This is a genomic window from Sphaerisporangium sp. NPDC051017 (assembly GCF_040683095.1).
Lineage (GTDB): Bacteria > Actinomycetota > Actinomycetes > Streptosporangiales > Streptosporangiaceae > Sphaerisporangium.
In genome coordinates this window covers 39429-51515 of the sequence record NZ_JBFBCI010000059.1, presented here as the reverse complement: position 1 = coordinate 51515, position 12087 = coordinate 39429, and the positions used below count along the sequence as shown (strand labels likewise).

10 protein-coding genes and 1 pseudogene are annotated in these 12087 nt (G+C 71.5%); 4 read left to right on the top strand and 7 right to left on the bottom strand.

All coding sequences use genetic code 11. From position 1 onward, the window contains the following. Positions 1–478, top strand: a pseudogene (locus AB0M95_RS33075) (monooxygenase); the annotation flags it as partial. Between the two features lie 22 nt (positions 479–500). Here the strand turns inward: AB0M95_RS33075 and AB0M95_RS33070 are convergent. The 4 genes from AB0M95_RS33070 to AB0M95_RS33055 all read right to left on the bottom strand — a co-directional run bounded on the left by AB0M95_RS33070 (position 501) and on the right by AB0M95_RS33055 (position 3743). Further along, positions 501–1913, bottom strand: a complete 1413-nt coding sequence (locus AB0M95_RS33070) for an MFS transporter (protein WP_363773208.1) — start codon at positions 1911–1913, stop codon at positions 501–503. Beyond that, positions 1910–2467, bottom strand: coding sequence for a MarR family transcriptional regulator (locus tag AB0M95_RS33065; RefSeq protein WP_363773205.1), 558 nt, complete (start codon positions 2465–2467; stop codon positions 1910–1912). The genes AB0M95_RS33070 and AB0M95_RS33065 overlap by 4 nt, the downstream gene beginning before the upstream one ends. A gap of 248 nt (positions 2468–2715) precedes the next feature. Beyond that, positions 2716–3351, bottom strand: a complete 636-nt coding sequence (locus AB0M95_RS33060) for a transcriptional regulator (RefSeq protein WP_363773202.1) — start codon at positions 3349–3351, stop codon at positions 2716–2718. Further along, positions 3348–3743, bottom strand: coding sequence for a DNA-binding protein (locus tag AB0M95_RS33055; protein ID WP_363773199.1), 396 nt, complete (start codon positions 3741–3743; stop codon positions 3348–3350). The genes AB0M95_RS33060 and AB0M95_RS33055 overlap by 4 nt, the downstream gene beginning before the upstream one ends. Positions 3744–3803: 60 nt before the next feature. On the opposite strand from AB0M95_RS33055, the gene AB0M95_RS33050 reads away from it, so the two are divergent. Continuing rightward, positions 3804–5201 (top strand): PEP/pyruvate-binding domain-containing protein, encoded by a 1398-nt coding sequence (locus AB0M95_RS33050; protein WP_363773197.1) that lies wholly within the window; start codon positions 3804–3806, stop codon positions 5199–5201. 92 nt (positions 5202–5293) lie between these two features. Then, positions 5294–5908, top strand: coding sequence for a histidine phosphatase family protein (locus AB0M95_RS33045; protein WP_363773194.1), 615 nt, complete (start codon positions 5294–5296; stop codon positions 5906–5908). A gap of 102 nt (positions 5909–6010) precedes the next feature. On the opposite strand, the gene AB0M95_RS33040 is transcribed toward AB0M95_RS33045, so the two are convergent. After that, entirely contained in the window at positions 6011–8401 is a 2391-nt protein-coding gene (locus AB0M95_RS33040) for an excinuclease ABC subunit UvrA (RefSeq protein ID WP_363773191.1), read from the bottom strand. Between the two features lie 94 nt (positions 8402–8495). Between AB0M95_RS33040 and AB0M95_RS33035 the strand changes: the two genes are divergently transcribed. Beyond that, on the top strand, positions 8496–9299 hold the full coding sequence (locus AB0M95_RS33035) for a TioE family transcriptional regulator (RefSeq protein ID WP_363773188.1): 804 nt from the start codon (positions 8496–8498) through the stop codon (positions 9297–9299). Here AB0M95_RS33035 and AB0M95_RS33030 read toward each other — a convergent pair. Then, complete coding sequence (locus AB0M95_RS33030) at positions 9251–9601, bottom strand: hemerythrin domain-containing protein (RefSeq protein ID WP_363773186.1); 351 nt, start codon at positions 9599–9601, stop codon at positions 9251–9253. The two genes, AB0M95_RS33035 and AB0M95_RS33030, sit on opposite strands and share 49 nt — an antisense overlap. Positions 9602–9683: 82 nt before the next feature. Then, a complete protein-coding gene (locus AB0M95_RS33025) occupies positions 9684–12068 on the bottom strand; it encodes an excinuclease ABC subunit UvrA (protein WP_363773216.1) in 2385 nt (794 codons plus the stop codon). Positions 12069–12087: the final 19 nt, after the last annotated feature.

Below are 12087 nucleotides of genomic sequence, written 5' to 3'. Positions count from 1 at the left end.
GGACACCTACCAGGCCGAACGTCATCCGGTCGCCGAGGACGTGCTGGACAACACCCGCGCCCAGATGGAACTGCTGTCCACCGAACCGGGCCCGCGGGCCGTGCGCAGGCTGCTCACCGAACTGATGGACTTCGACGAGGTGAACCGCCATCTGATCGAGAAGATCACCGCGATCGGCATCCGCTACGACTTCGGCGCGGGCCCCGACCTGCTCGGCCGCCGCCTGCGCGACATCGACGTGAAACAGGGCCACCTCTACGATCTTCTGCATCTCGGCCGCGGCCTGCTGCTGGACCGCACCGAACGCCTGACCGCCGGCGGCTGGTCGGACCGGGTCGATTACCTCGCGGATCCCACTGCGGACCTGGATGTTCCGTGCGTCCTGCTACGCCCCGACGGCCACGTCGCCTGGATCGGCGACGATCAGCAGGACCTGGACGACCACCTCTCCCGCTGGTTCGGCAAGCCCGCCAACTGATTTCGCCTGAGCAACCGTGGCTTCATTCGGGTTCGCCGGGGAGGCGCGTGGGGTCTGCGGCGGGGGCTTCGTGTGGCGGCGAGGGGACGCGGTGGTCGCGAAGAGGGCGGTTGACCAGGCCGACGGCGAGGACGGTGAACGCGGCCGAAAGGCCCCCGATCAGCAGCGCCACGGGGGCCGAGGTGAGGGAGGCGAGAAGGCCTCCGCGGAAGTTGCCGATCTCGGGCCCGGCCAAGCCGATGATGTGCTCGACCGAGGAGACGCGCCCGCGGTAACGGTCGGGCGTCTCGAGCTGCACCATGCCGCCTCGGGTGACCACGGAGATGGTGTCGGCGGCGCCGGCGAGGGCGAGGCAGCCGAGCGCGAGCCACAGCGGCCCGGCCAGCCCGAACCCGGCCAGGGCCAGTCCCCACGTGGTGGCGGCGACGAGCTGGACGAGGCCGCTGCGGCGCAGGCGGGTGACCGTCCCGGACAGCAGACCGGCGGCGAGCCCGCCGACCGCGATGGAGGACAGGAACAGCCCGAGCGTCTGGGGAGCGCCCCCGAAGCGGACCTCGTTGACCAGCGGGAACAGCGCGACCGGCATGGCCAGGACGGTCGCGGCGAGGTCGGTCGCGAAGGCGCCCCACAGCACGGGACGCCGGAAGATGATGTCCCATCCGCCTGGGGCGGGGCCGCGACGCCGGCGCGTGCCGTTCTCAGGCCGGCCGTCCGCGGGTGCGTCGTCCTCAGGTCGTCCGCCCCCGGGCCGCTCGCCCCTGACCCGCTCGCCCCTGACCCGCTGGTCCTCGGGCCGCTCGCGGCCGGGCCGCCGGTCGTCGCCGGAACGCAGGGCGGGCATCGACGGCAGGCGGATCACGGCGATCAGCGACGCGACGTCGGCGAGGGCCTGGATCGCGTACGCGGCGGAATAGCTCCACCGCCCGAGCACGATGCCGGCGAGGGCGGGCCCGACGAGCATGGAGGTCTGGAAGGCGATGTTGTGCAGGGCGAGCCCGGCGGTGACCTGGTCGGCGGGCAACAGCCGTACGGCGAACGTGCTCCGGGCCGGGGCTCCGAGCGCCGCGCACGCGGACTGCGCCGCGACCAGGACGAACAGGAGAAGAACGGAACGGTTGCCCGCGGCGGACTGCGCGACCAGGCCCGCGGCCATGAGGACGTGGCCCGCCGTGGTGGCCCGGACGACGGTCCTGCGGTCGACGACGTCGGCCAGCGCCCCGCCGGCCAGCCCGAACACCAGCATCGGCACGGCCGTCGCGAGGCCGATGGCGCCGGTCCACACCGGGCTGCGGGTCAGCTCCCAGACCTGCAGCAGGACGGCGACCGTGGCGATCTGCCCGCCGATCGAGGCCAGGGAGGAGCCGATCCACAGGTCGCGGAACGCCCGGCTCGCCCGGAAGGGGCGCAGGTCGATCAGCCGCTCGCGCCAGCTCACCACGACGGCTCGATCGGCGCGGAGGCGGACGTCCCCGCCGACCCGGAGCCGGGCTCCACGTCGGGCTCGGCGCCGGGCTCGACGAGGTGGGCGAGGATGCGGTCGCGCATGGGACGCCGCTCCAGGGCGCGGGTCAGCTCGGCGACGACGGCGCTGAGCGCGTGCGGCACCTCCTCGTCGAGCTCGGCGACGGCCGCCTCGGTCGCGCGCCACTCGGCCTCGAGGAAGGGGATGAGGGCGCGACTCCGGCCGGTCAGGGTGATCCGGCGTGTACGGGCGTCGGCGCCGGGCTCGGAGTCGACCAGCCCTTCGCGCCGCATCGCCGTGATCGTCTGGCTCATCGCGGAGTGGGAGCGGCCCAGGGACTCCGCGAGCTCGCGGATCGTCAGCGGTCCGGTGTGGGCGAGGCGGATCAAGGGATAGGCGAAACGGGGACGCACCCCTTCGATGCCCCGCTCGGCGTACACGGTCTCGATCTGGGCGTCCAGGGCTGCGAGCAGGGCGTGAAGCGCGTCCCACCGTCCTGGCGACGCGGTCGGGTCGAAAGGTGTCACAGCACTAATATAACAGCGCTAATAGAATCGCGGTCGTCCTGCGGCCGAGCCTGTGCCCCCACCACGCCGGTCCTGCCTGGCATCAGGGCCCCCGCCTGCCGTACGACCGCCTGGAAGGCCCGGCGCGCGAGGGCGTGGCGGCTCACCGCCACGGGTCCGGCGCCCCGGCCCGGGGCGCCGCCCCCGGCCGTGGTGCACCTGGCAGGTGACTGGAGGGCCGTCGTGGATACGGGGCGGCGGAGCGTGGGTCAGGGTTCCGCGTGCCGGTCGAGGCCGAGCGTGGCGATGAGGTCTTCGTGGAGCTCGAACCAGACACGGTGGCAGGAGTCGACGTCGGTGCGGTCGACCCAGGTGCCCTCCCCGGCTCGGGCGCGTGCTAGGGCTGTGGTGAATCGTGTGTCGTATCCGCGGAACCGTGTGAGGATGCTCCCGAGCCGGTCTGCGAGTGGCGTGAGTGCGCGGTCGATGCCGGCGAGCTCGGAGAGGACTCGGGCGTCCCAGGCGTGATCGGAATGGTCGTTGACGGCGAGCCGATCGTCGGCGGTGGGCCGGAGTTGCCAGTCGGTGCAGGCTCGCAGCAGGAGGGCGTTCAGCGGGAGGAACTCGCGGTAGACGTCGCGGACCTCGCCGGCGCCGCCGACGCGTGCGAGCTCTGCCCCGAGCTCGCGCTCGTTCTCGGCTCGGCCTCGTTCGGTCAGCGACCAGCCTCCGGTGCCGGCGAAGGCGGTGTGCTCTACCCAGCCGAGTGCCTCGGCGTCGAGCAGCAGCTCTTTCGTCTCGGCCGTGTCGAGCCCGTACCGATGAGCGATCACCGGGGTGTCCGCGAACCCGGTGATGCGCACGGCGTGCAGGACCAGGAGGCCGGGCGGAGAGTCGCGCGTCACGAGCCGGCGTTCTGTCGTGCCGCCAGCCGGGTGTAGTGCTGCTGGCACGCCTGCGGGGAGTTGAACCCCATCACGTGCGCCATCTGCGCCCAGGTCAGACCTGCGCTCCGGGCGATGAACAGCAGGGCGGATTCGAGTCCTTCGACCTCGGCTCGGGCGGCGGGCAGGAGGGCGAGCGCGCTCAGGATGTCCTCCGGGTCCAGGTCGGCGTTGCGCCAGACGGCGAACTGCACAAGGTCGACCGCCGACGGCGGGACGGGCGGGGGTCGCCACGGACGGGCGTCGAGCGCATCCGCGCCCAGGTCCAGAAGACGCTCACGCGCGTCCCGCTCACACTTGGCCTGCACGTGGTCGGCGCGCGCGCTATGAGCGATGTCCTGCTTGCGTTGCATGTGACTCATGATGCACAATCAACGAAATGTTTGTCAACAATATGTTGAAGGGGAGGACGGATGATCATACCCCTCATGGAGGCTGTCGCCGACACCTGCGGGGGGAAGGCCGGCACGCTCGGTGCGTTGCTCCGCGCGGGCCTGCCGGTTCCTGACGGCTTCGTCGTCCCGTTCGCCGCTTACCTCGCCGCCGTCCGCGAGCTGGACCTCGGGCGGCTCGCCAGGGAGCCGGACGATCTCGACGCGGCGCGGCAGGCGATCGAGGCCCGCCCGGTCCACACCACCGTGATCGACGCGCTGGGACGCGCACTCGGCGAGCTCGGCGATCCGCCCGTGGCGGTGAGATCGTCGGCGGCGAACGAGGACACCGGTCAGGCATCGGCGGCCGGTCAGCACGAGAGCTTTCTCGCCGTGCACGGGGTCAGCGAGGTCGCCGATGCCGTACGTGCCTGCTGGGCGTCGCTGTTCTCCCCACGAGCCGTTCACTACCGGGCTGCCGTCGGCGGCGACCGGCCGTCCGACGATCTTGTTATGGCCGTCATCGTCCAACGCCATCTGGACGCCGAGGTGTCCGGGGTCATGTTCACACCCGCGGACCCGAAAGACGCGACCGAGATCGAGGCGTCCTGGGGCCTTGGACCCAGCATCGTCGGGGGCACGGTCACCCCTGACGCCTACCGCGTCGCCGCGGACGGGTCGGTCACCCGCGCCGTCGCGGACAAACGGACCCGCCTTGACCGGCGCGGCAAGCGGCTCGTCATGAGCGACGTGCCCACCCGTGTCCGGGACCGACCGGCGATCGACGACGCGACCGCCACGCAGCTCGCCCAGCTGGGCAAGGAGATCGCCGCCGTATTCGGTGGACCGCAGGACATCGAGTGGGCGATCGTCGACGGCCGCACCTGGGTTCTGCAAGCACGGCCGGTCACCGCCGCACCCCCGCCGCCATCGCCTTCCGGTGCCTCGGACACACTCACCGGAACACCGGGCAGCCACGGGACGGTGACCGGCACCGCGAGGATCGTCCGCGGCCCCGGCGACTTCGCGCGCGTGCGCCCGGGCGACATCCTCGTCTGCCCCTTCACCAACCCCGCTTGGACACCGCTGCTGCGCATCGCCGCCGGCGTCGTCACCGAAACCGGAGGCGTGCTCTCCCACGCCGCGATCGTCGCCCGCGAGCACGCCATCCCCGCCGTCCTCGGCATCCCGAACGCAACAATCAGGCTCCACGACGACACCCTCATCACCATCGACGGCACCACCGGCACCGTCACGGCGACCAACGCCTGGCCGATCACTTCCGTCCCGGGCCGGGAGTCACTCCCACAAGCCGCACGCCGCCGAGGTAGCAAGAATGCCGGCAAGTCGCAACGGAAACCGCCCCGCCCCGTTCGCCGACGACGATCGCGCCGCCCGGCCGCGCACGGTCTCCTCGGACTCTGCCAGACCAACGGCTGACCCCACCCAGGCATCCCGCCGCCGAACCCACACCTGCGGATCGAAAGGAGAGGGGAAACGGTCCCGCACGGGCACCGCGCCCCCAACCGCTGATGACAACGCGACACCTCTACCTGGCACGCCACGGCGCGGCCGACGCGTTCGGGGAGCTCACCGACGTCGGGCGCCGGCAGGCGGGCCTGCTGGGCGAACGGCTCGCCGGCGTACCGGTCGACGCCGTATGGCACTCTCCGCTGCCGCGCGCCGTAGCAAGCGCACGCGAACTCGCCCGGTATCTGCCGGACGTGCCCGTGACCGAGGCCGCCGAACTCGTCGACCACGTGCCCTACGTCCCCGGTGCTGCCGAGACACCCCCGTCCTGGGCCGGATTCTTCGACGGCTACGACGACGCCGAGGCGGCCTCGGGCCAGAGGCTCGCCGAGGCTCTGGTCGCCCGGTTCGCGAAGGTCCCCGACACGACCACGAAGGAGACCAGGCCCGACACACACGAGGTCCTGGTGACGCACGCCTACCCGATCGCTTGGCTGGTGCGGCACGCGCTGGACGCGCCGCCGTCCCGGTGGCTCGGGCTGAACAGCGCCAACACCGCGCTGACCATCATCGAGTACCGTACCGGCCTGCCGCCCACGATCGTGATGTTCAACGACATGAGCCACCTCCCGGCCGACCTGCGCTGGACCGGGTTCCCCAAAAGCGTGAGGCCGTGAGGTGGCTCCTGCTCTCCGTACGCGCTCCTCCCTCCCCCGGCGGCCGGGTGATCGCCGCTCAGCGCCGCGAACGACGCCGGGGGTCCGGACCGGCTCGGGCGGTTAGGGGTGGTCGACGTAGTCGCGCAGGTGCACGGCCGTGAGGGTGGTGCCGGCGGCGACCAGGTCGGCCGGGGTCCCGGAGAAGACGACCCGCCCGCCGTCGTGCCCGGCCCCGGGGCCGAGGTCGATGATCCAGTCGGCGTGGGCCATCACGGCCTGGTGGTGCTCGATGACGATCACCGTGTTGCCGTCGTCGACCAGGCGGTCCAGCAGCTCCAGCAACTGGTCCACGTCGGCCAGGTGCAGCCCGGTGGTCGGCTCGTCCAGGACGTAGGTCGTGCCGTTCCTGGCCATGTGGATGGCGAGCTTGAGCCGCTGGCGCTCGCCGCCGGACAGGGTGGTGAGCGGCTGCCCGAGCCCCAGGTAGCCGAGCCCCACCGCCGCGAGCCGGTCGAGGACGACCCGGGCCTGGCCCGTGGTGAAGAACTCGCGGGCCTCGGCCACCGGCATGGCGAGCACCTCGCTGATGTTCTTGCCGCGCAGGGTGTAGGACAGCACCTCCGGCGTGAAGCGCCTGCCCTCGCACTCCTCGCACACCGACGCGACCTCGGCCATCATCGCCAGATCGGTGTAGATGAGGCCGATGCCCTTGCAGGCCGGGCAGGCGCCCTCGGAGTTCGCGCTGAACAGGGCGGGCTTGACGCCGTTGGCCTTGGCGAACGCCGTCCGGATCGGGTCGAGCACCCCGGTGTAGGTGGCCGGGTTGCTGCGGCGCGAGCCGCGGATCGGCGACTGGTCGGCGACGACCACGCCGTCGCGCCCGGCGACGTACCCGTGGATGAGCGAGCTCTTGCCCGACCCTGCCACACCGGTGACGACCGTCAGCACCCCGAGGGGGATCTCGACGCTCACGTCGCGCAGGTTGTGCAGGGACGCGCCGGTGATCGGCAGGTGCCCGGAGGGCGGGCGGACCTTCTCGCGCAGCCGCACGCGGTGGTCCAGGTAGCGGCCGGTGAGGGTGCCGGACGCGCGCAGGCCCGGAAGGTCGCCGGCGTAGCAGATGCGGCCGCCCGCGGTGCCGGCGCCGGGGCCGAGGTCGACGACGTGGTCGGCGATGGCGATCGTCTCCGGCTTGTGCTCCACGACCAGCACCGTGTTGCCCTTGTCGCGCAGCTGGAGCAGCAGCTCGTTCATCCGCTGGATGTCGTGCGGGTGCAGCCCGGCGGTGGGCTCGTCGAAGACGTAGGTGACGTCGCTGAGGCTGGAGTTGAGGTGGCGGACCATCTTCACGCGCTGCGCCTCGCCGCCCGACAGCGTGGAGGACTCCCGGTCCAGGCTCAGGTAGCCCAGGCCGATGTCCACCAGCGACTCCAAGGTCTCGCGCAGCGCGTCCAGCATCGGACCGACCGAGGCGTCGCGGATCGCGCCGACGAACGCGGCGAGGTCGCTGATCTGCATGGCCGAGCACTCGGTGATGGTGCGCCCGTCGATGGTCGCCGTGCGGGCGGCCTCGTTGAGGCGCGCGCCGTCGCAGGCGGGGCAGCGGGTGAGCTTGACCGCCCGGTCGGCGAACGCGCGCGCCCCCGGCTGCATCGACTCGCGGTCCTTGGCCAGGTAGAGGCGGCAGACCTTGGTGATCAGCCCCTCGTAGGTCATGTTGTTGGCGCCGACCTTGACCTTGGTGGCGGGCTTGTGGAGGAAGTCCTCCCACTGGGCCGGGGTGTAGTCCTTGAGCTTGACGGCCGGGTCGAAGAACCCCGACACCGCCATGAGCTGCCAGTACCAGGTGTCCACCGCGAACCCGGGCACCTTGATGGCCCCGTCGTTCAGCGACAGCTCCCGGTCGACCAGCTCGTCGACGTCGATGTCGGAGACCTTGCCCAGCCCCTCGCACTCGGGGCACATGCCCTCGGCCCGGTTGAAGCTGAACGCGGACGGCGGCCCCACGTGGGGGATGCCGACGCGGCTGAACATGATCCGCAGCATGGTCTGGGTGTCGGTGGCGGTGCCGACGGTGGAGCGGGCGTTGGAGCCCATCCGCTCCTGGTCGACGATGATCGCCGCGCTCAGGTTGCGCAGCGAGTCGACGTCCGGGCGGTTGAGGCTCGGCATGAAGCCCTGGATGAACGCGGTGTAGGTCTCGTTGATGAGCCGCCGCGACTCGGCGGCGATGGTGTCGAAGACCAGGGATGACTTGCCGGAGCCGGAGACCCCGGTGAACACGCTGAGCCGCCGCTTGGGGATGTCCAGGGAGACGCCGGTGAGGTTGTTCTCGCGGGCGCCGCGGACCTGGATGAGGTCGTGGCCGTCCGCGGCGGCGTGGCCCGGCCCACGGGGCAGGCCGGTAGCGGGGGGACGGGGGCCTGGCGGGGAAAGGGCGTCGCCGGAGTGTGGCGCGGATATGTGACGAGCGGGGGTCGAAGATTCGCCGTCGTTGTCGGCAACTTTCATGCCTTCAAGTCTCTCATTGAAGTACTTATGAAGACTTTCACGCATGTCCAGCCGCCTACACTGGGGGGATGAACACTGAACCCTCAACTCCTGGGTGAACGCCGCGGTGGCGGGGAAGGGGCTGCGTCCGGTCGATCTGGCGCGGCTGGTGGGCGTCTCGGCCCAGCAGATCCGCAACTACGCCGACGCCGGGGTGCTACCGCCCGCCCCGCGCACACCGGCCGGCTACCGCAGGTTCGACGAGCGGCACCGCGGCGCGCTGCTCACCTACCGCGCCCTTGCCGCGGGCTTCGGATGGGACACCGCCCGGGCGATCATGCGGGGGGTGCACGCCGGGGACCTCCCTTCGGCGCTGGCCCTGGTGGACGCCGCTCACGCCATGGTGCACGAGCAGCGGCTCGCGCTCCAGGCCACCGGAGAGGCGCTGGAGGCGGTCGCCGGGCAGGACCCCGGCGACCCGGCGTCCGCGCGGGCGGGCATGCGCATCGGCGAGGTCGCCGCCCACCTTGGCGTGCGCACGTCCACCCTGCGGGTCTGGGAGTCGGCCGGGCTGCTGACCCCCAGGCGCGACCCCGGCACCGGCTACCGGCGCTTCGGGCCGGCCGACGTACGGGACGCCCGGATGATCCACATGTTGCGGCAGGGCCGCTATCTGTTCCCGCAGATCCGGCTCGTTCTGGACGGCCTGCGCCGCACGGGCGGCAGCGACGCGCTGCGCGCGGCCATCGCCCAGCGGCGGGCGGAGCTGACCGGGCGGGCCAGGGCCATGCTGGAGGGCGCGAGCCGCCTGCACGACTACATCGCCTCCATCGACGACACGCCCGCCGGTGGGGAGGACGGTGCCGCGGGTCAGGGAGCGGGCGCGTCCAGCACCGGGATGAGCTGCTCCTCCTCGTAGTCCAGGTGGGCCTCCAGTTCGTCGATGAGCCGCTCCACGCGGGCGAGCACCTGGGCCGGCCCCGCGTCCGGGGTGGAGACGGCCCGCCGCAGTTCTTCCAGCAGCGCGGCGACCTTCTCGTGCTCCTGGCGCAGGCGTTCGAGCACCGGGGCCAGGTCGGGGCGCATCCCGGCCACGTAGGGGAAGATGCCGGTGTCCTCGCCGACGTGGTGATGGTGCAGGCCCTGGCAGACGGTCAGGCAGTTCACCCGCAACTGGGCGGCGAGCCCCGGCCCCGAGCGTGCGACCTCCCCGCGGACCACGGCCAGCTCCCGCCGGAACGCGTCGTGGATCGCCTTCAGCGCCGCATGTGGCCTTCGTGCCCTGCCGGGGGTTACAGCGGCGTTAACCGCCGACGTAGGTGGCGAGGTGCCGGCCGGTGAGGGTGGAGCGGGTTGCGACGAGGTCGGCGGGTGTGCCCTCGAAGACGATCCGGCCGCCGTCGTGGCCGGCGCCGGGGCCCAGGTCGATGATCCAGTCGGCGTGCGCCATGACCGCCTGGTGGTGCTCGATGACGATGACCGACTTGCCGGAGTCGACCAGCCTGTCGAGCAGGCCGAGCAACTGCTCGACGTCGGCGAGGTGCAGGCCGGTGGTCGGCTCGTCGAGGATGTAGACGCCGCCCTTGTCGGCCATGTGGGTGGCCAGCTTGAGCCGCTGCCGCTCGCCGCCGGACAGCGTGGTGAGCGGCTGGCCGAGGCTGAGGTAGCCGAGCCCGACGTCGGCGAGCCGGGCGAGGATGGCGTGCGCGGCGGGCGTGCGCGCCTCGCCGGCGCCGAAGAACTCCGCGGCCTCGGTCACCGTCATCGCCAGCACCTCGCTGATGTCACGGCCGCCGAGGTGGTGGTCCAGCACCGATGCCTGGAACCGCTTGCCTTCGCACTCCTCGCAGGTGGTGGCGACACCGGCCATCATCGCCAGGTCGGTGTAGATGACGCCGGCGCCGTTGCAGGCGGGGCAGGCGCCCTCGGAGTTGGCGCTGAACAGCGCCGGCTTCACGCCGTTGGCCTTCGCGAACGCCTTGCGGATCGGGTCGAGCAGTCCCGTGTAGGTGGCCGGGTTGCTCCGTCGCGAGCCGCGGATCGCGCCCTGGTCGACCGAGACCACGCCCGCGCCGGCGGGGATCGACCCGTGCATGAGCGAGCTCTTGCCCGAGCCGGCGACGCCGGTGACGACGACGAGCATCCCGAGCGGGATGTCGACGTCGACGTCGCGCAGGTTGTGCCTCGTCGCGCCGCGGATCTCCAGCGTGCCGGTGGGCGTCCGCACCGTCTTCTTGAGGGTGGCCCGGTCGTCGAGATGGCGGCCGGTGAGGGTGCCGCCGGCCCGCAGCTCCTCGACGGTGCCCTCGAAGCAGACGGTGCCGCCCGCCGTACCGGCGCCGGGGCCGAGGTCGATCACGTGGTCGGCGATCACGATCGTCTCCGGCTTGTGCTCCACGACCAGCACCGTGTTGCCCTTGTCCCGCAGCCGCAGCAGCAGCTCGTTCATCCGCTGGATGTCATGGGGGTGCAGGCCCGCGGTGGGCTCGTCGAAGACGTAGGTGGTGTCGGTGAGCGAGGAACCGAGGTGGCGGATCATCTTGACGCGCTGCGCCTCGCCGCCCGACAGCGTGCCCGACGACCGGTCGAGCGAGAGGTAGCCCAGCCCGATCTCCACGAACGAATCGAGTGTCTCCCGCACCCTGGCCAGCAACGGTGCGACGGACGGCTCGTCCAGCCCGCGCACCCACTCGGCGAGGTCGCTGATCTGCATCGCACACGCGTCGGCGATGCTGATCCCCATGATCTTGGAGGACCGGGCCGCCTCGCTGAGCCGGGTGCCGTCACAGTCGGGACAGGTGGTGAACGTCACCGCCCGCTCCACGAAGGCACGGATGTGCGGCTGCATCGCCTCCTTGTCCTTGGAGAGCATCGACTTGCGGATTCGCGGCACCAACCCCTCGTAGGTCATGTTGATGCCCTCGATCTTCATCCTGGTCGGCTCCCGGTAGAGGAAGTCGTGGAGCTCCTTCTTCGTGTACCTGCGGATCGGCTTGTCCGGGTCGACGAAGCCCGAGGACGCGTAGAGGCGGTAGTTCCAGCCGCCCGCGGTGTAACCCGGGATGGTGAGCGCACCTTCGGCGAGCGACTTCGTGCCGTCGTAGAGCTGGGCGAGATCGATGTCGGTGACCGAGCCGCGGCCCTCGCAGCGTGGGCACATGCCGCCGGTGATGCTGAAGCTGCGACGCTCCTTCACGGTCTGTCCGGCGCGTTCCAGAGTGACCGCACCCGCTCCGCTGATCGAGGCGACGTTGAAGGAGAACGCCTGGGGCGAGCCGATGTGCGGCCGCCCGAGCCGGCTGAAGAGGATGCGCAGCATCGCGTTGGCGTCGGTGGCGGTGCCGACCGTGGAGCGGGGGTCGGCGCCCATCCGCTGCTGGTCGACGATGATCGCGGTCGTCAGCCCTTCGAGGACGTCGACCTCGGGCCGCGCCAGTGTCGGCATGAAGCCCTGTACGAAGGCGCTGTAGGTCTCGTTGATCAGCCGCTGCGACTCGGCGGCGATCGTGTCGAACACCAGAGAGCTCTTGCCCGAGCCGGAGACGCCGGTGAACACCGTGAGCCGGCGCTTCGGGATCTCGACGCTGACGTCCTTGAGATTGTTCTCGCGCGCGCCGTGCACGCGGATCAGATCGTGGCTGTCGGCGACGTGCAGCGTGGGCGACTGCGTGTCCGTCCTCGTCGTGATGCTCACCGTGTCTCCATCT